18 protein-coding genes are annotated in these 22547 nt (G+C 47.6%); 5 read left to right on the top strand and 13 right to left on the bottom strand.

The features are described from left to right. Window positions 1-2196, top strand: a complete 2196-nt coding sequence (locus FRZ54_RS10315) for an alpha-galactosidase (RefSeq protein ID WP_228462681.1) — start codon at window positions 1-3, stop codon at window positions 2194-2196. 88 nt (window positions 2197-2284) lie between these two features. Further along, window positions 2285-4114 carry a glycoside hydrolase family 35 protein gene (locus FRZ54_RS10310; RefSeq protein ID WP_147031530.1) on the top strand — a complete coding sequence of 610 codons (1830 nt, stop codon included), beginning with the start codon at window positions 2285-2287 and terminating at the stop codon, window positions 4112-4114. Between the two features lie 117 nt (window positions 4115-4231). Here FRZ54_RS10310 and FRZ54_RS10305 read toward each other — a convergent pair whose 3' ends face one another. The 5 genes from FRZ54_RS10305 to msrA all read right to left on the bottom strand — a co-directional run bounded on the left by FRZ54_RS10305 (window position 4232) and on the right by msrA (window position 9951). Further along, window positions 4232-4993: a class I SAM-dependent methyltransferase gene (locus FRZ54_RS10305; RefSeq protein ID WP_147031529.1), complete on the bottom strand. Its 762-nt coding sequence runs from the start codon at window positions 4991-4993 to the stop codon at window positions 4232-4234. Window positions 4994-5038: 45 nt separating this feature from the next. Next, entirely contained in the window at window positions 5039-5905 is an 867-nt protein-coding gene (locus tag FRZ54_RS10300; protein ID WP_147031528.1) for an aldose 1-epimerase family protein, read from the bottom strand. A 143-nt stretch (window positions 5906-6048) separates the two neighbouring features. Then, entirely contained in the window at window positions 6049-8490 is a 2442-nt protein-coding gene (locus FRZ54_RS10295; RefSeq protein ID WP_147031527.1) for a bifunctional YncE family protein/alkaline phosphatase family protein, read from the bottom strand. 96 nt (window positions 8491-8586) lie between these two features. Beyond that, window positions 8587-9393, bottom strand: coding sequence for a 5'-nucleotidase, lipoprotein e(P4) family (locus FRZ54_RS10290; protein WP_147031526.1), 807 nt, complete (start codon window positions 9391-9393; stop codon window positions 8587-8589). A 9-nt stretch (window positions 9394-9402) separates the two neighbouring features. Beyond that, entirely contained in the window at window positions 9403-9951 is a 549-nt protein-coding gene (msrA, locus tag FRZ54_RS10285) for a peptide-methionine (S)-S-oxide reductase MsrA (RefSeq protein ID WP_147031525.1), read from the bottom strand. 99 nt (window positions 9952-10050) lie between these two features. Between msrA and FRZ54_RS10280 the strand changes: the two genes are divergently transcribed. Both FRZ54_RS10280 and galB read left to right on the top strand, forming a co-directional pair. Next, window positions 10051-10449 carry a DoxX family membrane protein gene (locus tag FRZ54_RS10280; protein ID WP_147031524.1) on the top strand — a complete coding sequence of 133 codons (399 nt, stop codon included), beginning with the start codon at window positions 10051-10053 and terminating at the stop codon, window positions 10447-10449. A gap of 486 nt (window positions 10450-10935) precedes the next feature. Then, window positions 10936-13386, top strand: a complete 2451-nt coding sequence (gene galB, locus FRZ54_RS10275) for a beta-galactosidase GalB (protein WP_147031523.1) — start codon at window positions 10936-10938, stop codon at window positions 13384-13386. A gap of 61 nt (window positions 13387-13447) precedes the next feature. On the opposite strand, the gene FRZ54_RS10270 is transcribed toward galB, so the two are convergent. From FRZ54_RS10270 to FRZ54_RS10245, 6 genes are all read right to left on the bottom strand, one after another. Further along, window positions 13448-13984 carry an SRPBCC family protein gene (locus tag FRZ54_RS10270; RefSeq protein ID WP_147031522.1) on the bottom strand — a complete coding sequence of 179 codons (537 nt, stop codon included), beginning with the start codon at window positions 13982-13984 and terminating at the stop codon, window positions 13448-13450. A gap of 23 nt (window positions 13985-14007) precedes the next feature. Next, window positions 14008-14919, bottom strand: coding sequence for a tetratricopeptide repeat protein (locus tag FRZ54_RS10265; protein ID WP_147031521.1), 912 nt, complete (start codon window positions 14917-14919; stop codon window positions 14008-14010). Window positions 14920-14925: 6 nt separating this feature from the next. Beyond that, window positions 14926-15894 (bottom strand): TolB family protein, encoded by a 969-nt coding sequence (locus FRZ54_RS10260; RefSeq protein ID WP_147031520.1) that lies wholly within the window; start codon window positions 15892-15894, stop codon window positions 14926-14928. Window positions 15895-15898: 4 nt separating this feature from the next. Next, complete coding sequence (locus FRZ54_RS10255; RefSeq protein ID WP_147031519.1) at window positions 15899-17725, bottom strand: outer membrane protein assembly factor BamB family protein; 1827 nt, start codon at window positions 17723-17725, stop codon at window positions 15899-15901. Window positions 17726-17881: 156 nt separating this feature from the next. Next, on the bottom strand, window positions 17882-18430 hold the full coding sequence (locus tag FRZ54_RS10250) for a hypothetical protein (RefSeq protein ID WP_147031518.1): 549 nt from the start codon (window positions 18428-18430) through the stop codon (window positions 17882-17884). Window positions 18431-18560: 130 nt separating this feature from the next. After that, window positions 18561-19688 carry an NHL repeat-containing protein gene (locus FRZ54_RS10245; protein ID WP_147031517.1) on the bottom strand — a complete coding sequence of 376 codons (1128 nt, stop codon included), beginning with the start codon at window positions 19686-19688 and terminating at the stop codon, window positions 18561-18563. Window positions 19689-19797: 109 nt separating this feature from the next. On the opposite strand from FRZ54_RS10245, the gene FRZ54_RS10240 reads away from it, so the two are divergent. Next, the gene (locus tag FRZ54_RS10240; RefSeq protein ID WP_147031516.1) at window positions 19798-21426 is read left to right on the top strand and encodes an ABC transporter substrate-binding protein; all 1629 of its coding nucleotides are present in this window, start codon (window positions 19798-19800) and stop codon (window positions 21424-21426) included. 339 nt (window positions 21427-21765) lie between these two features. Here FRZ54_RS10240 and FRZ54_RS10235 read toward each other — a convergent pair whose 3' ends face one another. Next, on the bottom strand, window positions 21766-22083 hold the full coding sequence (locus tag FRZ54_RS10235) for a hypothetical protein (RefSeq protein WP_147031515.1): 318 nt from the start codon (window positions 22081-22083) through the stop codon (window positions 21766-21768). A 12-nt stretch (window positions 22084-22095) separates the two neighbouring features. Beyond that, a complete protein-coding gene (locus FRZ54_RS10230) occupies window positions 22096-22500 on the bottom strand; it encodes a winged helix-turn-helix transcriptional regulator (RefSeq protein ID WP_147031514.1) in 405 nt (134 codons plus the stop codon). Window positions 22501-22547: the final 47 nt, after the last annotated feature.

Here is a 22547-nt window from a genome sequence, read left to right as displayed (position 1 = left end):
ATGAGACGCCGGACATGTTTGTTCGCTTTTACATTTACCCTGCTTTTGTGCATCCGTGTTACAGGGCAGCAGTTACCCATATGGAACAATGCGGCACAAAAAGCAAACGGAACCGATTGGCTGATCTCATCAACAAGCTATAAAGCGCAAATTTACAGAAGCGCAGACGGGAAGGACCTGGTTTTGTACAATGGTTTGGTGAAACGTATTTTCCGCATTACCCCTAATGTTGCTTGTACAGATTACCAAAACGTAACTAACGGCCGTCAATTATTGAGAGCGGTGAAAGCCGAGGCAAGGTTAACCATCAACGGCCGCGATTATAATGTTGGCGGCCTATACGGACAAAAGGAAAATGCTTACCTGCTGCCCGTCCAGGTTGACAGGATGACGGCCAGGGCAAACGATTTCCAATTCGTTAGTTATACCATCGCGCCGGTCACTCCTTATCTTAACTGGAAAACACGATTTTGGATGCCCCCCATCAAAGCTGCATCCGGGAAAAAAGTATCATTCCTTTATCATGCGGGTGCCCCCGAACTACAGGGCCTTGAAGTACGAATAAACTATGAACTTTATGATGGGATACCGCTGATCGTAAAATCGCTTTCCATAGAAAATAAAGGTGCCAATACCTTTAAAATAAACCGCGTGGTGAACGAGATATTGGGCATGGTTGAAGAAGAGAGCGCTGTGGTTGGTAAGCCGGAGGATATGAAGAAGAACCAGGGTATTTACCTGGAAACCAATTACGCCTTCAACAATGCGATGCGCTATGCATTAAGCGACCAGGTAACCCATTGGAAAACCGACTCCGCTTACACGTCGCAGGTAAATTACGACCTGCAAACGCCCTGTCTGCTGGAAATTTATCCGGAACAAGGTCCGGGTGTCGAATTAAAACCGGGTGAAGTTTTCAACTCGGTGCGGACAAGTGAATTACTGATGGACAGCTATGACAGGGAAAGAAGGGGCCTGGCGATACGCAAAATGTACAACGTATTAGCACCGTGGACTGCCGCCAACCCCATTTTTATGCACCTGGTTAGTAAAAATGATGAGGATGTGCGCACGGCAGTTGACCAGTGCGCTGCTACAGGCTATGAAGCTGTGATACTAAGCTTTGGCAGTCACCTTAACATGGAAGATACCAGTTCGGCCAATTTGGTGCGCTGGAAGCAAATGGCCGACTATGCACATAGCAGGCATGTTTTTATAGGCGGCTACACGCTGTTCAGTTCGCGACAGATCAGCGATTCGGATGATGTGGTCGACCCAAAGACCGGCAAACCGGGTGGTGCGTTTTTCGGGCATGCGCCCTGTTTTGGAAGTAAATGGGGATTGGCTTTCAGGGATAAGATCAAAAACTTTTTCACGCAAACGGGTTTCGATATCTGGGAGAATGACGGCCCCTACCCCGGCGATGTTTGTGCATCAACCACCCACCCCGGCCATGCAGGGCTGGACGACTCGCAATGGCGGCAAATGGAGATTCAAAAAGACCTTTATCACTGGCTGAACGCGCGGGGCATTTACATTAATGCGCCCGACTGGTATTTTTTGGATGGAACGAATAAGATAGCCATAGGCTACCGGGAAGTGAATTTTTCGCTGCCCCGGGCCGATCAAAAAATATTGAACCGGCAGAATATTTATGACGGAACCTGGGAGAAAAGCCCGTCGATGGGTTGGGGGTTTGTGCCGCTAACCCGTTACCAGGGTGGCGGCCCGGAGGCTGTGCTGGAACCGTTAAGCGAACACCTGGACGATTATAAGGCTTTGATGATGGAATACTATGGGTCGGGTGTGCAGGCTTGTTACCGGGGGCCACGGTTGTTCGATACCGATAAAACAAAGGAAGCCGTTATAGAGGTCATCAAGTGGTATAAAAAGTACCGGGACATCCTGAATGCGGATATCATCCACCTGCGCAGGCCCGATGGGCGCGACTGGGACGGTATTTTGCACGTCAATCCGCAGCTGAAGATCAAGGGCCTGGTTATGCTTTATAACCCAACAGGAATAGCCATCAAAAGGCACATCGAACTACCGCTTTATTACACGGGCTTAACAACAATTGCTTCAGTGAGCGAACAGGGCGGTGCTCCAAAGGTGTATCATTTAAAGAGGGATTATAGCGTTAGCCTGGATTGTACGATACCTGCAAATGGCTATACCTGGCTGACTGTTGAATAAATCGGGAGCATTTAACATAGTGTTGCCATGTGCGCGGGGACATTAATGAAAAATCATTATTTTGCGGCGTTTTCACAGCTATTCTTCCATGAAAAAATCATTCGCTATTCTATTTGTTTTAATAACTCTTGCCAGCTTCGGCTTCGCCCAAAAAGCTAACCATAATTTTGCTTTAGGCGATTCAGCTTTCATGCTCGACGGGAAGCCATTGCAGATTATCTCGGGCGAAATGCATTGCTATCGTATACCCCGTGCTTACTGGCGCGACAGGATACGCAAGGCTAAGGCGATGGGACTGAATACCATCGGCACCTATATTTTCTGGAATATGCACGAACCGGTGGAGGGCAAATATGATTTTTCGGGCAATAGCGATATTGCCGAGTTTGTGAAGATAGCAAAAGAGGAAGGGATGTGGGTGATCATGCGGCCAAGCCCCTATGCCTGCGCCGAATGGGAATTTGGCGGTTATCCCTGGTGGCTGCTGAAAGACAAAACCTTAAAAGTGCGCAGCAAGGACCCAAAGTTTCTGAAAGCTTATCATGATTATGTGATGCAGTTGGGCAAACAGCTGGACCCGCTGCTGGTAACCCACGGCGGCAATATCCTGATGGTGCAGATAGAGAATGAATATGGGTCGTACAGTAACGATAAGGAATATTTGGACATCAACCGCAAGTTGTTTCGCGAAGCGGGATTCGACTGCACCCTGTTTACCTGTGACGGCCCCTCTCAAATGCCGGCAGGCTATCTGCCGAGTTATTTGCCCGCGGTTAACGGGCTGGATAACCCGAAAGAAGTAAAAACGCTCATAAACAAATACCACGACGGCAAGGGCCCTTATTACATAGCCGAATGGTACCCCGGCTGGTTTGATAGCTGGGGCAGCCCGCACAACAAAAGCAATATGGACGAGGACGCCAAAAAGCTGGACACCGTTTTAGCGAATGGCATATCCATTAATATGTATATGTTTCATGGCGGTACCACCCGTGGTTTTATGAACGGCGCCAATATGAGCAAACGCGACCCGTATTCGCCGCAAACATCAAGCTATGATTACGATGCTCCATTGGATGAAGCCGGCAACCCCACACCGAAATATTACAGGTTCCGCGAGATCATCGAAAAGCATTTGCCGGCAGGTGAAAAACTGCCGCCCGTGCCTGCAGGCAACAAAACTATATCAATACCAAATATCAAACTAACCGGTCAGCACCCGTTGTTCCGAAACCTGCCGCAGCCTGTGATATCGAACAAGCCCTTATGTTTTGAGGACTTGAGCCAGGGCTATGGTTTTGTATTATACCGCACGAAAATTAAAAACGCTACAAGCGGTCTGCTCAAAATAAAAGAAATGCGCGATTTCGCCACGGTCTATATCAATGGGAAACGCGTGGCTGTTCTCGACCGCCATTTACGGCAGGACTCGGTGCAACTGGATAATGTTCCGGCTAACGCCACTTTAGATATTTTAATCGAAAATAATGGCCGCATCAACTATGGCCCATACCTGGTAGACAACCGCCAGGGTATTACCGAAAAGGTTACTTTGGGCGGAACAGAATTGGCAGGCTGGAAAATGTACAAGCTGCCGTTTAATACTTCGCCAAAATATACCTTTAAACAGGGCGAGGCGATCGAAGATTCTCCGGTAGTTTCTTCAGGGACATTTAATCTCGCCCAAACCGGCGATACTTATTTAGACATGAGTAAGTTCGGCAAAGGCTTTGTTTTCCTGAACGGGCGCAACATAGGCAAGTACTGGTACATCGGTCCTCAGCAAACGCTGTATATACCAAAATCGTGGCTGAAGGTTGGGCAGAATGAGATCGTAGTTTTTGATGAACTGAAGGGAGGCCACACCACAATCAGCGCATTGGATAAGCCGATTTTGAATACAGTGGTGAAGCAATAATTTGAAACCGATGTCATTTCGAATGAGCACAGCGAAGAAAAATCTTATACGCCTTCCATAGTTCGACATGTATAGCGTTTAAGTTTTCTCACTATCGTTCGAAATGACATTGATGGATTACACCTTCCCCAAATATACCTCCGTCTGATACCGGAATATCACCTTGCCGTGCCGGTTGTAGCTATCAAATAGTTCCCTCAGGCTGGCTTTAAAATGCTGCCCGGCTTCGGTTTCTTCGGCGGGTACATAGGATGAACTAAAGGCGCGACCGGCCAACTCCTCAAAATCAAATACCTGCTGGTTATGGAATTTCACCAGGCTGTATTTCCCGTCGTGGTAAAAATTCACGAAGTCGGTTTCGGATAGATTCTGATGATTTACCCGTTCATAATCGCCGCTTTGCTGTTGCAAAAGCAGTTCGTAGGCCGTGGCAAAGGCATCTGCTTCAACATCCCGGTTGTTCCATATCAGCGCAACCTGCCCGCTCGGCTTTAATATCCTTTTAAACTCGGCTTTGGTGCCCGGTGTATTGAACCAGTGAAAAGCCTGCGCACAAACCAACAGATCGATAGTTTTTGCGGTTAGCCCGGTGGCTTCGGCGGTACCATTAACCGAATGATAGCCAGGATTGTTTCCCAATAGCCCGTCGGCGGCCTGGCGCATCGGTTCGTTTGGTTCCACGGCGTAAACGGTATATCCTTTCTCCAATAAAAGTTTGGTAAATATGCCGGTGCCTGAACCAACATCCGCAACTACAGAGCCGGCCGAAAGCCGGCATTCCTTTTCCAGGTGGCCGATCACTTCCGGCGGGTACCCAGGACGATATTTCACATAGTTATTTACCCGGTCGCTGAATCGTGAGGTAGAATTATTCGTCATAAATGCTATTTGGCGGAGACGCATAATTGTGCGTCCCTATAATGGTCATATACTTATAAAAAACGCCGCCTCGAATACGTGTCCGTGTTTAAGGTGCTGTATGGCTTCTTTTTTGCTGATATCAACGTGCTTGCCTTCGGAATCGGCACAGCCCAGCCACGGTTCGATACAAAGAAAATCGGCGCCGGGTTTGGCCCAGATGCCCAGGTAATTGAAATGCGGAAACTCAATCGATAAGGTTTGGTCGTGTTTGCTGCTTTTAATGGTTAGCTCGCGCGAGTTCAGCTTCTTGAAAACCCAGGCATCGTCCTTAAACATTTCGCGGCTAAGCGGTAGCTTTTTACCATCAAGCTTTACCGGCTGGGTTTCACCGGTAAAAAAACCTTCGGCTGATAACATATGTTTTTCCAGCTTTTCTTCGGATTCAAATTCCAGGTAATAATCCTCGTAGCTTTCCCCAATTTTAAACGGCACATTGAATGCAGGGTGCCCGCCTACAGAGAAATATATGGTATCTTTTTGATGATTGATGACCTTATAGGTAACCCGCAGGGCATTTTCGATTAAATCATAATGGATCTGGAAATCGAATTTATAAGGATAAACCTCCAGCGTATGATCGGAATAAGGCAGCGAGAACCGGGCCGACACTTCGTTGGATGCCAGCAGCAGTAATTCGCTTTCGCGATTGAAACCGTGGCGCTTCATCGGAAAGGCTTTGCCATCCACCAAAAGCTCATTGTTGATCAGTCCGCCAACAACCGGGAACAGGTTTGGCGCATGCCAGGGCCATATATTCGGATCGCCCTGCCAAAGGTGTTCTACCCCTGAAATTTTATTATATACGGATATTAGTTCGCCTCCTTTGTTGCGGATGGATACTTTCAGAAAATCGTTCTCAATTACGGTCATAGGATGGGCTTGCCAGGTGAATTTGAAATGTAAAGTTAAATACTAACCATCAAATTGCAACCTTGTTTTGTCCTGCAAACGTTTGACACCGATAGGGCATTCCTATTGAGATCTCATCTGATCCCTAAAATCCTAAAATCGTGTCAATCGTCATCATCCTTCTTTTTCTTCTCCAGTATCACAAAAGCGCTGCGTTTTGGGGCCGGCATTACGGAATTTTCGCCTTTCACGTATTTCCATATCACCTCGTTCAGCTCAAGGTCGGGCACCTTATCTTCTTTGGCCAGGTTGAAAAATTGAGAGCGGCGGCTACTTTCGTTATCGGCAACGTTACGCTGCTCCAAATCGACCTGTGCAGGTTTTACCACGTATGGTGTAAGGTCGGGCTTACTGGTAAAGCACTCATACATTGGCTTCGCGGCGGCATCGTACTGGCTCATCGGCGGCAGACCGAGGATCAGCTCGATGGTGCGCAATACGCCCGACGTGGAGTACATTTCATGTATTACCGTATTCCGCTTTACATAGGGCCCTACAACAAATACAGGCGACCTGTGCGCATCGATGTGATCTGGGCCGTTTTGCGCATCGTCCTCCAGAATAAATACAACCGACTCCTTCCATATCGGGCTGTGAGAAAGATGCTCGATGAACTGCCCCACAGCCAGGTCGTTATCACCCACCGCTGCAATAGGCGAATAGGCGCCCTTATGCTGCCCGCTGGTATGGTCATTACTGATGCGGACGGTATTGAATTGTGGCACCGCATTAATATTCAACAACGAGTCGAAATCATGCTTCCATATTTCTACCCGTTTCACGTCTTTGATATCAAGGTCGAAACTCGGCGCCTGCTGGCAATAGTGGCCCTCCAGCACCTTGATGTTCGGTTTGTAATCATCGGCAAATTCGCCGTAGGTGCGATAGCTTACGCCGGCACGTTTGCAGTAATCCCATATATACCCGTCGCGCGGGTCGCCTGCCCGGCGTGTACCTTCCGAATCGTAATTGCCGCCCCTGCCGCCGTAGCTGGTGGGCCAGGTTTTTTCAATAAAGTCGGTGGCATAGGCTGCGGTACTCCAGTTATGCCCGTCGGCGCTAACTTCGGCATCGACATAAAAATTATCCAGCAACACAAACTCGTTGGCAATGGCATGCTCGTTGGGGGTTACGCGCTTGCCAAAAATGCAAAGCGCCGTGTCACCTGCACCCTGCGGCATATCGCCCAGCACCTGGTCGTAAGTGCGGTTTTCTTTAATGATATAAAAGACATGTTTAATAGGTGATTTTTCGCCCAACTTGCGTGGTATTGGGTTGCCCGCTTCGCCGTCGGCCATTTCCGTCTTTTTTTCCGTGAAGGGCGTATTGGCATAAACCTGTTTTGTGTAAGCCTTTAACTGCCCGGCCTGCAGAACCCTGATAAAGGACATGGTGCCTTTAAACAGTCCGCCGATATATTGTTCTTTTGCATTCTTCGAACCTATGCGGTAGCCGCTGTTGTCTACCTTCTTTAAAGGCTGCGGACCGTCGGGGTTTGGCATCGATGTAAACCCTTTGCCGTTGGAAACGATTATCCTATCGCCTAATGTTTTCACATTGGTAGGATACCATCCCACTGGAATAAAGCCCATGCTTTTGCTTGCGCCCGGTGTGCTTACATCAAATACCGCCAGGCAGTTGTTATCGGCATTGGCTATGTATAAGGTTTTCTCATCAGGTGACAGCGCCAGTCCGTTTGTTGTAGAACCCGTTAAACGGGTTGGGTAAAGCGAGGTTGACAGCGTCTCGGTGATCTTGCCGGTAATGGTATTTATAACCGAAACCGAATTATCATTCGCGTTAGCGACATATAAATAAGAGCCTTTTTTGTTCAGCAGCAGTTCGTTGGGGTGACTGCCGGTTTTGATATTTTTAACGATCTTTTGGGTAGCCGTGTTGTAAACCGTCACTTCTTCGCCGCCCCATATCGAGATATATAACAGCTTTTCATCGCGCGACAGCACACAGCTATATGCTTCGGCCGGCAATGGCACACGTTTGATCACATCTTTTTTCTGCGGATCGACCACGTACAATGCGCTATCCTCCTTCGTAACTGTGTACAGGCGTGTATCGCTTTTATTGACCGCTATACCGGTTGGGCAAACCTTGTTTTTTGGCCAGGCCGCGGGTGCGAGCAGGATAGTATCGGCAGCGCCGAATTTATTGCCTGCAATGGGGAATACCAGTATCCGATTGTCGTTTCCGCCTGAAACATAAAGCGTCTTTTCATCATGGCTAAACGCCAGTCCGTACCACGACTTTTTGATGATGCGCTCATCCAGCTGCTTTTCGTTTTTAGGGTCGATCAACTGTATCGACTGTGTGCTTTGCCCGTTGTTGGTAACGGCCAGCAGGCGGCCCGAAGCGGATAACTGGATATTCAAGGGCAGATCGCCCAATGGCAGCGAAGTACCAGCGGGGCTCAGTTTCCAGCCGTTGGGTAACAGCACCTGGCCGGTTTGCGGTATTTTACCGGGTAGCTGGGCAAAAACATCAGGGGCAATAAATAAGGCAGCAATAACGAAGAATATTTTTGATCTCATAGGTAATTATTGAAAGGGAAGACCAAAAATACGGATGATGCCTTTAAAAAACTACAGTTAACAGAAACTTAATGATTAGCGATTAGAGACTTGCGATTAGTTTTTGTCGGTTTTGATGAGAGCTCTGATGATAGAATCCTTCTGTGCCGTCGTTAAGTTGTAATTGAATTTGAATAGGGCTCCTTCAAAGTCGCCGTAGGACGGGTTGGGGATAACGATATACTTCTTGCCAAATTCTTTACGCAGTTTTTCCGTTGTGGCGTTGCGGTTTTCTTCGGATGGCTTGTTATCGTACAGTGCGTCAAAATCGGGCAGGTTATCGCCACATAGCAAAACAATGTTGTACTTTTTCAGCACCTGCTGCCTGCGGCTCTCCTTGCTGGACGATCCATTTTTTAACAGCAGGTGAGCATCATCCGCGTTAGGCAAATGATAAAGCTGCAAATTTTTAAGTGTTGCCGCACGTTCGTCCTCATCGCGGTTGGTGATATAGAACACCTTTACTCCTTTTGATACCGCGTATTTAAAAAACGAAGGCGCACCTGGCACGGTATCGCATTGCGCTTTGGCCGTCCATTGTTTCCAGGTGGTCGTAGAATAATCGAGGTTTTGCAGGGCACGTGCCGCATCGTACGGGCTGTTGTCCAATACCGTCTCGTCAATATCCGTCACCACCGCCAAGGGCCTTGTGTGGTGTTTCTTTACCGCTTCGTCTATCCGCGTCCGGGCCATGTTATAAGCCTGGAAGCAAAGCGCCTTGTATTCCGCAGCGCGCTGCTGGTAAAGAGCCGCCCAAGCCTTACCGGAGTTGACAACGCTCAGGCTGTCTTTCGATGTTTGCGCCAAAAGTTGCCCTGAGTATAGGGCGCTGCCAAAAAACAATAAGCAAAGGTATCTTCTCATATTTTCCTGTTACCGCAGCATTTCGGGCCGTATTTTTTCGCTGAATTCCTTCGCAAATTTGTTCAGTTTAGGCTGGATAACAAAGGCGCAGTACGATTTATTCGGGTTATCCTGGTAATAGTTCTGGTGATAATCCTCGGCTTTGTAAAAGTCGGACGCCGGGGTTATTTCGGTCACTATCGGCTTATCAAAAACCTTTTCATCTGTAAGCCTTTTTATCATTGCTTCCGATTGTTGCTTTTGTTCATCCGAATAATAAAATATAGCCGATCGGTATTGCGTGCCCACATCGTTTCCCTGGCGATTTAACGTGGTAGGGTTGTGTGTTCTGAAAAACACCAGCAACAATTCGTCGAACGATATTTCATCCGCATCATATTCGAGGTGGATAACCTCGGCATAGCCGGTGTCGCCGTTGCAAACCTCCATATACGTAGGGTTGGGTTTGCTACCGCCCATGTAGCCGGAGGTTACCGATTTAACGCCCTTTAAAGTTTGGAAAATAGCCTCTGTGCACCAGAAGCAGCCATTTCCGAATGTTATTTTCTGTATGTTCATACTTCCCTTATAGCCAATTTAATGCCGTTTGGTCAATTACGCCATTTTGGCTGATTGTGTTATTATTATGACTAAGTTAGCGTTATAAACCTGTAAAATATGAAGACCGCTGTATTAATTGCCCGGCTTGCGCTCGGGCTCATCTATCTTGTCTTCGGGCTGGATTATTTCCTGAATTTCATGTCGCATATTATCAATTTTCCGCCGGCTGGCGAAAAAGCTGATGCATTTTTTGGTGCACTCGGCGCGACAGGGTATTTCTTTCCCTTCCTGAAGACAATAGAAATTATTTGCGCCGTGTTCCTGCTCATCAATCGCTATACGGCCTTTTTTGCGGTTGTCCTATTCCCCATTACAATGAACATATTTATGCTGTATGCCTGCCTGGCGCATCCATACATCCCTTTAGGGACGGGGATGTTGGTGCTGAATATATTTATGTTGTTTAGCTATCGGAAGAATTATTCAGATTTGCTTTCAGCGACACCTAAAATATAGCTTGCCTGCTGCCGGTTGTGTAGCCCCTACGGGGCATAATTTAGGGGGTGGGGCTGGTGCTACAGGCAGGTAGCCCCGACAGGGCACTGAATAATCCACAATCCAAGTTTTGATCTATTAAGAACTAACTTTCACCGATTGTGTAGTGTCTAATGCAACAAAATTCAAGGGTGGCACAAGCTACAAGAAGTATTATAGGAAAATGTTAGAAGCTGTTCCGGAAACATAACGCATTTTAAGCATGCCCCATCGGGGCTACCTGTTTGTAGAAAATCAATTTACCAGGTGATTTTGCTCCGTTAGGAGCTACCCTTCGCCTATTGCGTAGCCCCTAACGGGGCAAAAAGGTGGGTCTGGTGCTACACCCAGATGCCTCTACGAGGCATCTGGGTCATTTTCAATTTAAATTTTATGGATTTATCCTTTTATTTAAACAAACATTCATAGATTAGTGTCGATTATACATTTATTACCAAATAGACCGTCATGTCTTTATTCAGAACTACTTTAAGGGCCGCGAGGATACTTATACTTGTGCCATTTTTATTTTTTGGGTTGAAAAGCTTTGCCCAATCGCCGCGCAGCAAAGCAGATTTTGATATGGGCTGGCGCTTTAACCTGGGCGATGTAAAAGGCGGTGAGGAGCCTGGATTGAACGATGCCAAATGGCGGGCGCTTAACCTGCCGCACGACTGGAGCATTGAAGGAAAATTCGACAAAAATAGCCCCGCTACAGTGGAAGGCGGCGCGCTGACCGGCGGCCTGGGCTGGTACCGTAAAACCTTCACCGTTCCGGCGTCATCCAAAGACAAAATGGTTTATATCGATTTTGATGGTGTGTACTGGAACAGCACTGTGTGGATCAACGGGCACAAGCTTGGTTTCAGGCCGAACGGCTATATCTCGTTCCGGTACGATATGACGCCTTATCTGAAATTTGGCGGCAAGAATGTCATCGCAGTTAAGGTTGATAATTCGGTTCAGCCTAATTCGCGCTGGTACTCGGGTTCGGGTATTTACAGGCATGTATGGCTCGAGACGACAGATAAACTGGCGATAGACCATTGGGGAACTTACGTAACAACGCCCGAAGTAACAGATCATTCGGCAACAATTGATCTAAACATCGTGGTAAAAAACAACATGGCGGGCGATGATTCCAAATCACTGCCGATGGAGCTGCAATCGACCTTATACGATGCAAAAGGAAATAGCATTGGCAGTGCCGTGTCAAAAAACTTAACCATCAATTACGCCGGCGCAGCTACATTATTCGATCAAAAAATCTCGATCATTAACCCATCTTTATGGTCGGTAGACAACCCTTATCTGTACAGGATCGTTACCAAAGTCATCACCGGTGGTAAGGTGACCGATGAATACACGACTCCGCTTGGCATACGCTACTTCAATTTCGATGCAGATAAAGGGTTCAGCCTGAACGGGAAACCGATGAAAATACTTGGCGTTTGTGATCACCACGACCTTGGCAGCCTGGGCGCTGCACTAAACAATCGTGCGCTGCAACGCCAGCTGGAAATGCTGAAGGCGATGGGCTGCAACGGGATACGTACCTCACATAATCCGCCGGCGCCCGAACTGCTTGATCTTGCCGATAAAATGGGCTTTATTGTAATGGACGAAGCGTTTGACTGCTGGGAAGTGGGTAAGGTGAAATATGACTACCATCTTTTCTTTAAAGAATGGCACAAACGCGACCTGGAGGACCAGGTGCTGCGCGACCGCAACCACCCAAGCGTGATGATATGGAGTATTGGCAACGAAATACCGCAGCAGGGCGACCCGCGCTCGCTAACCCTGGCGCCCGAACTGGCCGGGATCGTGCATAGTTTGGATAAAACACGCCCTATTACTACTGCAAATGACAGGCCCGATACCAGCAACAAGATCATCCAGTCAGGCGCGCTCGATCTGATCGGGTATAATTATCATGAGTTTAACTACGCTGGTTTCCACGACCGCTACCCGGGTAAAAAATTCATCGCTACGGAAACTACATCAGGTTTGGAAACACGCGGTCATTACGATATGCCGTCGGACAGCATCCGGGTGTGGCCAAACCGCTGGGACAAGCCTTTTACCGACGGCAACCCCGACAACACCGTGTCTGCCTATGATAATGTCCGCCCGGCATGGGGCTCGACCCACGAGGCTACCTGGAAGGTGATGAAGAAATATGACTTCCTCTCGGGTATGTTCATCTGGACGGGATGGGATTACCTTGGCGAGCCGACACCTTATAAATGGCCGTCGCGCAGCTCGTATTTCGGCATTATCGACCTGGCAGGTTTCCCGAAGGATATTTACTATATGTACCAAAGCGAATGGACCGACAAAACCGTACTGCATATTCTGCCGCACTGGAACTGGGAACCCGGTAAAACCATAGACGTGTGGGCATTTTATAACCATGCCGACGAGGTTGAATTGTTTCTAAACGGCAAATCGCTGGGTACTAAAAAGAAGGAAGGCGACGACCTGCACGTGATGTGGCGGGTGAAATACGAGCCGGGTACCCTGAAGGCGGTATCGCGAAAGGATGGTAAAATAGTTAAGACCGAGGTGATACATACCGCCGGTAAGCCTGCCAAAATTCAGTTGGTAGCCGACCGCAAGAACATCAAAGCAAATGGCAAGGATCTGTCATTTGTTACCGTCAGGATATTGGATAAAGATGGCAACGTTGTGCCAACTGCCGATAACCTCGTAAACTTTAAGCTGAACGGCAACGCTTTTATCGCCGGCGTCGACAATGGCAGCGAAACCGATCACGACCCGTTCAAGGCCAATTACCGCCATGCTTTTAACGGGCTGGCGCTTGCAATTTTACAGTCGAATGGAAAACCGGGGAACATTACGCTGGATGCTTCATCCAAGGGCCTTACAGGCGCTACGCTTGTCATCAACTCCAAATAAAATTAAAAAGCCATTGCTGTTTATCCGGCAGCAATGGCTTTTCCTTCTATCAAAACTTCACCTACTTATAATTTTTCAGCAATTCGTTGTAGGTCCATTCGTTCCCTTTGGCGAAAAAATTATAGGTTTTATCCCAGGCCGGGCCTTTTCCCCAACCCATCATTAAAGAAACAACCTGCGTTTGCTGCGGGCCGATCGCTTTGAGCAGAATCACTTCCTGCAAATTTTTATCTTCAGCTCTTGCTGCCGGGTCAAAATTATCATTAAGGTTTACTTTAAAAGTAATCATTTCCTGATCGATATAGTTGATTATCGGCAATGTTATTGATGAAGGGTCACTTAAGGGTTTGTTCTTATCATAGTTTGTTACAACCGAACCGCCAACTGCTAAATTAATGTGCGCCTGCGGGGCTATCCACGTTTTTAAACCTTCGTCCGTGGTAAAAAGCTTCCAGGCTGTTTTAATATCTACTGGTAAAACCGATTCGAGCCGCAATACCTTTTCACCTGTTTGCGTGGTGTAGGAAGTATTCTTCACCTGGCTTATACCCTGTTGAAATAATAACAGCCCTGTGGCAAGTAAAAAGAACTTTCTCATCCTTAATTTTTAAAAGACAAAATTTACTGCTTTTTCCTGACATACGTAAAATCGTATGATACGGTAACCGTTTTACCATCGTCGTTATTGACATCCTGGTACTGGCGCACGGTATCTTTGTCGATATTGTAAAATTTGAAATTGCCGGTTTGCTTTTTACCCTGGGCGTTGGTGAACTCATAGGTAAACTGCATGGCGCCGTCTTTATATTCGCCGTTAAGGTAGCGCTGCGGCCCGCCTGCTGAACCTATCCAGTCCTGCTCCCATTTACCGGTTGCGGCATTGTAATAGTTTATGCTTTTGCCGGTACTGGCCTGCGTGGATGTCCAGTTTTCAAGCAAGGCGCATTCGCCGGATATACTTTGAACCAGGCTGTGCCCCACCAAAAATTTCGTACCTGTTTGATAAACATCCCATTCTCCTATCCAAAAATCAAAATCGTGGGCATGCGGTTCGGCAGCACAAGGGAACACCGTTTCATATACTTTTTTGCGTATATCCGCAAAATTGGCCGCGGCGCGCATGTTCTTATAGTCGGCCATTGTGTCCAGGTCGGGCAGGCTGTTGTAGCCCAATGCGGTGGCTTTTATCAGCCTGTCTGCCGCTTCGTCAATTTTATTGGTAATTGCATATATCCGCGCCATTCGCGACAGTGTTACCGACCTAACCGGCGGTCTCGGGCTATTTGCAAGGCATTTATCATAGTCTTTTAAAGCCTCGGCATACAGGCCAAGGTTTTGATTGCAATACCCCAATCGTGTCCATGATACGGCGTTGGACGAAGTATCTTTAAGCACACTCACATAGTTTTGCTTTGCGGCTTTCCACTCTTGCTTTGCAAACAGCGAATCAGCTTTTTTTAACGTTACCTGCTGCTGTGCAAAGGCGCTTATACTGGTTACGGTCAATAACAATACGGTAATTTTTTTCATCATGCTGTTTTACTTTAGCAGGTCCATATTAAATTTTACCCAATAAATATCATCGTTGCCGTTGCCCGGGCCCGACAACATATCCCTGGTTTCCCCGTAGTTTTTCGCTTTCCCATTTTTAAAGCCGGGCCCCATGCGGTTGCTCGTAAATACCAGGTACATTTTATCAGGCGTCACATAGGGGCAGTAATCCAGGTAGGCCGAATTAAATGGGGCGGGGAAATGCTTTACAGGTAACCAGTCTCCGTTCTCGTTTTTCCTGCTAAAATAAAGATCTCCGCCGCCCATATCATCCGGCCTGCCGTAGGACGAGAAGAGGATATACCGCTCATCCGGATCGACAAAGGCGTTAAATTCGTCGTATTTGGTATTAATATCTTCGGGCAGGCTTTCGGGTCTGGCAAAGCCCGTACCGTTCCATTTGCAAATCACTATATCCTCGCTCCCCTTTCCATAATCTGCTTCAACGGTAAAGTACAGGTTGCCGCTGCGCGCGACCGACGGGTAAAATTCATTTTTACCTGAATTGACAACCGTGCCGAGGTTTTCCGGTTCACCAAACCTTCCCCCCGGCAAACGTTTGACGCGCCACAGGTCAAAGTCCTTCTTTGCCTCGCCGTTCACCGGTCTGTCCGATGAGAAATAGATGAACTGCCCATCGGGCGAAAAGGCCGCCTCCAGATCGCGCCATTTGCCCGAGAAGGGAGCAACTTCAGGCTCACTCCACCGGCCGTTCCTTTTCGTGATGTGCAGGATAGTGCTCAATGCGAACCTCGGTCCCTGGATGGTAAAAAATACCTCATCCCCTTTCGGCGAAATGGCAAAATCGCGGTTATTTAAACCGTCGGAAAGGATGCCTTCGGCAAATATCTGCGGCGTATCAGCCGGGATCCCCTTACCCGGGTAGCTGCCCTGCGCAAATATTCCCGCGCTGGTCAGCGACAATACAGCGGCGATATATGATCTGAGATACATCATCGTTTTATTTTAGTCCGTACTCTGCTACACGCGTTATAAAGCTCAGGTCCCGGTCGCCCTCACCCACCCATATCTGCACAAAACCCGAGCCTGAGCTTTTATGAAATTTCTTTACCCATGCCGATGCCAGCCCATTCTCGTCCATACCTAACACGATATCCACCTGCTTCGGGTCGACGCTAAGCGGCGATGCCCAGAATGATTGTACGCCCCACTCTTCCCCTGTTTTGGTGCGAAACGCCGGCTGGTTGCCTTTATAGGAACGCAAATCGTCGGGCCCGTACTTGATACCTATCACGCTGTCGGCATACAGGAAGCTGCGTAGGACCACCGATTTATATTTGGTGTCATATTTCAGCACAAGCGGATCGGTAGCTGTTACCACTATTTTGCCGCCGGCATTAAGGTAACTGCACAGGGTTGAGCTTTTCTCGCCTTTAGTTATTTCGTCCGGGAAAAAGTTAGTAGCAAATACTATGACTGCGTTTTCGGCTGAATCTTTTTCGGCGATCAGCTTAACCAGTTTTCCTTTATCCAGCCGTTTATAACCGTTATCAGTAAGGTATTTCCGTATCCGGATATCGTTTCCGTTAGGGGCCGGTATGCCTTCGTCCCAAAAAACGTATTTACGGGCCGTAGTTGGTGAGAAATGGCCCATACCCGGTTTGAGGGCGTAAAGAAAGCCATCGTCCGACCCGGCGTAAAGCAAGTGACCGTCGATAACGGGCGACGAAAAAACGATACCGCCCGTTTGAAAACTGGTGAGTTTACGGCCCGTTTTCAGATCGAGGCAATAAACGGCGCCTTCATGACTGCCTATATAAACCTTATCACCATCGATAATAGGCGACGACCATACCACGTTCACCGTATGATATTTCCAGAGTTGCTTGCCGCTGTTCAAATCGACAGCCTGTACAAAATGTCCATCAGATGTACCCGTGACCACAATATTATCTTTTACTGCAACCGCCGATATGATCCATGAAACTTCATGATCCACGCGCCATAGTCGTTTTCCAGTGTTTTTATCAAGGCAATATAAAAATCCGTCGCGCCCGCCAATGATCACCTTGTTGCCGGTTACCAAAGGCGAAGCGATGATCGCCCTGCGGTCGAACGAGAATTTTTCATTCTGCATGGTATGCCCCTGTATTTCAAAGCGCCACTTTTGCTGTCCGTTGTTAAGGTTTACAGCATAGAAATTACCTTCGGTATCCCCCGCGTAAATAACATTGGCCGCAACTGCCGGCGAACTCCTGACAATGCCTTCCGTTTTGAATTTCCATTTTACTTTGCCCGTGGCTTCGTTAATGTTGTAAATGCAGCCGTCCTTACTGCCGATAAGTATTTGCCCGTTGACGATAGCGGGCGACGAATAGGTATAATCAAATGCCCAGTCGTAGCTTTTGGCAATGCCAAGGTCTGTTTTCCAGTTCAATTTACCTGTCGCTGCATTGAGGGAATAAAGGCTTTGCTTATTATCGCTAAAGAAAACACTGCCGTTGTGCACCGCTGCCGATGAATTGATGGCATGGCCTGGTTTGAATGTCCAACTGACCTTTCCCGTATTTTTGTTCAGACTATAAAACACGCCCCGGCTACTGCCGAAATAGACAGAATTACCCGAGACCACGACGGTCGACCGGATGGGCGCATCCGCATCGAACTTCCAGGCGCATTCATTAAAAAAACCCTTGCCCCCCGAATTATAGTTTAAGTTGTGGGCGGCAGTTCCGCGATACATCACCTGTGCATAAGTATGCAGTGCGCCAAAGAAAGACGTGAAGAAAAAAAGGTTCAATACGATGGGTCGGGTGATGTTATTCATTTAAACTGCGTGATATTTGGCTTTAACCAAATATAAAAGCGACAGCCTTGCGTTTTATCACCCGTAAGGGGGGAATTTAACTATGCAGAAAAGCGTGAAGTGGATTTACCCGTTCAAAATCAAATATTTACAAAGACTTTCAAAATACCAGGACGTTCAGGCATCCTGTTCCTGTGCCGATTCTTCCGATTCGGGCTGGCCGAAAAGCTTTTGGAGCTTTTTGATCTGGCGCTGGCGGTTGAACGACTCATCCATCAGGTAGGCAGGGATAAAGCCCCCCATCCAAAAAGCGGCGACAAATAAATTGGACATACCCTCGACTAAGAACAGGGCTGACAGCAGGCAGAAACCAAAGCCGAAAAGTGAATAGTAATTGGCCTGCTTTATCTTCAGCTTGAAGCCTTTTTCCTTAAAGCCCAACCTGAAGGGCGCGGTCAAAAGCGGTATAAATATGAAATAAAACAGGTTTTTTTGCGAAAGCGACAGATCGTGCGAAATATTCTTCCTGATATAATTGTTCAGTTTCTCAATTTGCTTCGACTTGTAATTTTTGATCTCTTCCTCGGATATCTTACGGCTTGCCAGTTCTTCGAACGCTACGGACACGGCCATTTCCGTATAGCCAAATTTATTGTCTATAATTTCCATCAGCTTCTCTGTCGGGAGGCTGGAATACGTTAGCTGTAGCTCTTGTTTAGAAACCATTAAGAACGGTCAATAATTGGTGTTTAGTTGACAGATATAATCAAAGTTAGCTGTAAATTTTATATTATCCTAATAAAAGCTTATAAATATTTTATACAATAGTTACAGTATATTAACCTTTAATTAGTTTTCACTTGTATACTGTCTTTGAGCGTTTTATAGCGAACGTGGAGACCTCGCCGGATGGGGTGATCTTACGTATTAAATTATTGTTTTCATCGGCAACATAAACGTTCCCGGTTGAATCCACTGCCAGGCCCGATGGGGTGTTAAAAGTAGCCTGTGTGCCTGTTGCATTGCCCGCGCCTTTTACCCCGCTGCCGGCAAAAGTGCTTACCGTACCGTCTGGCGTTATCTTTCTTATCATATTATTGCCAGCATCGGCCACGTAAACATTGCCTGCTCCGTCCACCGCTATCCCAAAAGGCGAATTAAAGCTTGCCGCCGTACCATTCCCGTTGGCTTTGCCCGCGGCCCCGTTGCCGGCCAACGTACTAACCACGCCGCCAGGCGTGATCTTGCGGATCATGTTATTGCCGTTATCGGCCACGTAGATGTTTCCGGCGGCATCCACCGCCAGGCTTTCGGGCAGGTTGAACCTTGCTGAGGTGTCTGCACCATCGGCATAGCCCGAAACTCCCTGTTTTCCCGCGATGGTACTTACTGTACCATAGGCAGTTATTTTCCGGATGAGGTCATTACCATAATCGGCTACGTAAACGTTGCCATCATGGTCAGTGGCTACCCCTAAGGGTGAATTGAACGACGCTTGATCAGTACCGTCATCAGCTCCGGCAACACCCGTTCCAGCAAAAGTACTTACCGTGCCATCGGGTGTTATTTTACGGATCACATTATTACCGGCATCAGCAACAAATACATTGCCCGATGCGTCGGCCGCTACGGAAAATGGTTTATTGAAGTTAGCAGCCGTATCGGCGCCGTTCACCAGGCCAAGTACTCCAACCATTCCGGCAAGCGTGGTCACATTGGTCGAGGGATCTATCTTCCTGATCAGTGAATTACCCTGGTCGGCCACATACAGGTTGCCCGCGTTGTCAAGCGCCAGCCCAAAGGGATGATCGAACCTTGCATCGGCGCCCAAGCCATCTTGATAACCCGCTGAATCGGCACCGGCAACAATGGTGCTGTCCGTAAAAGGATTAGGCGATATCAATTCCTTACCGCAGCCGGTGAAAGTGGACAGGAAATACCCGAATGATACGACGATCAGTAATAATGCGATGTATTTCCTCATTCGGTTAATTAAACGGTGCTGTTATTATAAAGTTCAAATATCATCATCTGACGGCAATAATCAATAATTCAATAAATCAGTAATTCAATAATTGATATATTAGGCTTCGATGAATAAACTGATCTTGTTTTTGTGTGCTGCTGCGATGGCTTTATTTTCCTGCAATACCGATAACGCTACGCCGAGCAAGTCGGTATTCAATATCAATCTCGACGAGGGCCTCACCTCGCTCGACCCGGCTTTCTGCCGTAACCAGAACACCATCTGGATGGATAATCAGCTTTATAACGGGCTGGTGCAGATAGATGACAGCATGCGTGTTCAGCCTGCTATCGCCAAAAGCTGGGAACTTTCAGCCGATGGTTTACAATACACTTTCCATTTGCGGAACGATGTTTATTTTCACGACGACCCGCTGTTCAGGGACGGAAAGGGACGGAAAGCTGTCGCTGCCGATTTTGTTTACAGTTTCAGTCGCCTTATAGACCCGAAAATAGCAGCATCGGGCTCGTGGATATTCAGTGATAAGGTGAAAGATAACAAAGCCTTTATTGCTATCGACGACACTACTTTCCGTATTCAGTTAAAGGCGCCTTTCCCACCGCTGCTCTCATTGCTAACCTCGCAGATCGCTTCGGTGATACCGCGTGAAGTGGCCGGGCATTATGGCAAGGATTTTCGCAATCACCCCATCGGTACGGGGCCCTTTAAATTCAAGTATTGGAAAGAGGGCGAAGTGCTGGTTTTCCTTAAGAATGATAAATACTGGGAGAAAGATAAAGACGGCAGCAGCCTGCCGCACCTGGACGCCGTGCGTGCCACCTTCATCGGCGATAAGCAAACAGCCTTTATGGAGTTTGTAACCGGGAAGATAGATTTTCTGAATGATATCGATGGCAGCTACCGCGATGATATCCTGACCAAATCGGGCCAGGTAACACAAAAATATAAGGGGAAATTCATCCTTAATTCGGCGCCATACCTTAACACCATGTATTTGGGCATGCTGGTGGATACGAACCTGCCCATCGTAAGACATTCGCCCCTGAAACTGCTGAAGATACGCCAGGCCATTAACTATGCTATCGACAAGCAAAAAATGATCAAATACCTGCGCAATAGCATGGCTACGCCAGGTAACGGTGGCTTTATACCTGCCGGGATGCCGGGTTTTGACGCAACTAAAGTTAAAGGCTATACTTATAACCCCGACAAAGCCCGGCAACTTTTAGCCGAATGTGGTTATCCAAACGGGAAAGAATGCCCTGAGATAACACTGACCACCACCATCGGCTACCGCGACCTGATTGAATACGTGCAGGGTCAGCTTGACCAGGTGGGGATACGTACCCGGGTGGAAATCGTACAAAGCGCCAGTCTGCGCGAACTGGTATCAAAAAACGGCGTTAACTTTTTCTATGGATCGTGGATTGCGGATTACCCGGATGGCGAAAATTACCTGCTGCTGTTCTACTCAAAAAATAAGATCCCCTGGGGACCAAACTACACCGGCTTTAACAATAAACAATTCGACTGCCTTTTTGAGCAGGCCTACCACGAGGCCGACGATCAGAAACGCCACGCCCTGTACCGCGAGATGGATAACATTATTATGCAGAACGCACCGGTGGTAGTGCTTTACTATGATAAACTGGTGAACCTGTACCAAAACAACATGACGGGCATCAGCAAAAATGCGCTGAATTTATTGGTGCTGAAGAGGATAATGAAGAAATGATTGGTGACAGGAGACTTCAAAAGTGGGTTAACATGGTTAACACAATTGCATAGTCTACAATGATTAAGTAATTGACTATCAATATATTAAATCAAATAAAGCGAAAAAAGTGTAAACCATGATTGCTACCGCCTTTGCGGGAGTTATCTCAAGGAATGTTCGGAATAAATTTAAAAAGCAGTGGGCCGTACGATTCCCGCCTCGGGGCGGGGCAGGGTGGGGTTTCGCCGCTTTTCTAACCCCTTCCTCCCCTTCCCCGAGGAAGGAATCGCACATTTCCAGCCTCATTTTATTTTTTCGAATAGGTATGGAGTTGTTTCCTGTAAGATGCGGGCAGATCTATTCCCCGTATTTCAACACATCTGCCGCTACCCGGTTGGGTTTTCCGGTGACGGTTGAATCGACACCTAGTAATATCACCGCATCGCCGCCTATTCTTTTGGCGTCCATCACCATTACGTGCTCAATTTCTTTATCCAAATATTTGCGGTTCACCAGCCGGCCGATGACCTTGTAATACCGCTTGACTTCGGTAGCGTAGTGATAAACATCTACTGTTTTTGTTTTGGGATATTTTGCACCGATGTATTTCCCGGGCTGCACGCAGGCGGCAAGCAGCAGGCAAAGCATTATAGTTAGCAGGTAAAGGTTCTTCATGATGCAATTTAACTACGCCCCCGGGAAATCGTCCATACTTTTGGAAATATAACTATTCCCCGCGTTGCGTTTGCTATCCTCGATACCCCAGGTGGCCATGGCATTCAGTATGGGCTGCAGACCCTTTCCTGCTGGCGTAAGACTATAGGTGACATACGGCGGCACCACGGGCTTCGACTCGCGCACCACGATATTATCATTCTCCAACTGCTTCAGGTGCTGTATCAGCATCTTTTCGGTGATGATGGGTATGGCCCTGCGCAACTCGCTGTAGCGCTTGCTGCCCGATAGCAAATGGAACAGGATAATCGGCTTCCAGTAACCGCCTATCTTTTCCATCACGTAAGTTACGGGGCATTCGTTAAGGGCGAACTTCTTATTTTCCTGTATGGTCGAGCTTTCTTTTACTTGTGTCATTGATACATACTTTAGGGTAAGTACTTGTATAAAAGTAAGTACAAATA

The organism is Mucilaginibacter ginsenosidivorans (assembly GCF_007971025.1).
GTDB lineage: Bacteria > Bacteroidota > Bacteroidia > Sphingobacteriales > Sphingobacteriaceae > Mucilaginibacter > Mucilaginibacter ginsenosidivorans.
Note: the sequence above shows the minus strand (reverse complement) of the source record. Positions and strands in the feature narration are given on the sequence as shown.

Bases quoted from the DNA above. Each gene is read 5' to 3' on its own strand.
- FRZ54_RS10315 (WP_228462681.1), top strand. From the start codon at position 1: ATGAGACGCCGGACATGTTTGTTCGCTTTTACATTTACCCTGCTTTTG.
- FRZ54_RS10310 (WP_147031530.1), top strand. From the start codon at position 2,285: ATGAAAAAATCATTCGCTATTCTATTTGTTTTAATAACTCTTGCCAGC.
- FRZ54_RS10305 (WP_147031529.1), bottom strand. From the start codon at position 4,993: ATGACGAATAATTCTACCTCACGATTCAGCGACCGGGTAAATAACTAT.
- FRZ54_RS10300 (WP_147031528.1), bottom strand. From the start codon at position 5,905: ATGACCGTAATTGAGAACGATTTTCTGAAAGTATCCATCCGCAACAAA.
- FRZ54_RS10295 (WP_147031527.1), bottom strand. From the start codon at position 8,490: ATGAGATCAAAAATATTCTTCGTTATTGCTGCCTTATTTATTGCCCCT.
- FRZ54_RS10290 (WP_147031526.1), bottom strand. From the start codon at position 9,393: ATGAGAAGATACCTTTGCTTATTGTTTTTTGGCAGCGCCCTATACTCA.
- msrA (WP_147031525.1), bottom strand. From the start codon at position 9,951: ATGAACATACAGAAAATAACATTCGGAAATGGCTGCTTCTGGTGCACA.
- FRZ54_RS10280 (WP_147031524.1), top strand. From the start codon at position 10,051: ATGAAGACCGCTGTATTAATTGCCCGGCTTGCGCTCGGGCTCATCTAT.
- galB (WP_147031523.1), top strand. From the start codon at position 10,936: ATGTCTTTATTCAGAACTACTTTAAGGGCCGCGAGGATACTTATACTT.
- FRZ54_RS10270 (WP_147031522.1), bottom strand. From the start codon at position 13,984: ATGAGAAAGTTCTTTTTACTTGCCACAGGGCTGTTATTATTTCAACAG.
- FRZ54_RS10265 (WP_147031521.1), bottom strand. From the start codon at position 14,919: ATGATGAAAAAAATTACCGTATTGTTATTGACCGTAACCAGTATAAGC.
- FRZ54_RS10260 (WP_147031520.1), bottom strand. From the start codon at position 15,894: ATGATGTATCTCAGATCATATATCGCCGCTGTATTGTCGCTGACCAGC.
- FRZ54_RS10255 (WP_147031519.1), bottom strand. From the start codon at position 17,725: ATGAATAACATCACCCGACCCATCGTATTGAACCTTTTTTTCTTCACG.
- FRZ54_RS10250 (WP_147031518.1), bottom strand. From the start codon at position 18,430: ATGGTTTCTAAACAAGAGCTACAGCTAACGTATTCCAGCCTCCCGACA.
- FRZ54_RS10245 (WP_147031517.1), bottom strand. From the start codon at position 19,688: ATGAGGAAATACATCGCATTATTACTGATCGTCGTATCATTCGGGTAT.
- FRZ54_RS10240 (WP_147031516.1), top strand. From the start codon at position 19,798: ATGAATAAACTGATCTTGTTTTTGTGTGCTGCTGCGATGGCTTTATTT.
- FRZ54_RS10235 (WP_147031515.1), bottom strand. From the start codon at position 22,083: ATGAAGAACCTTTACCTGCTAACTATAATGCTTTGCCTGCTGCTTGCC.
- FRZ54_RS10230 (WP_147031514.1), bottom strand. From the start codon at position 22,500: ATGACACAAGTAAAAGAAAGCTCGACCATACAGGAAAATAAGAAGTTC.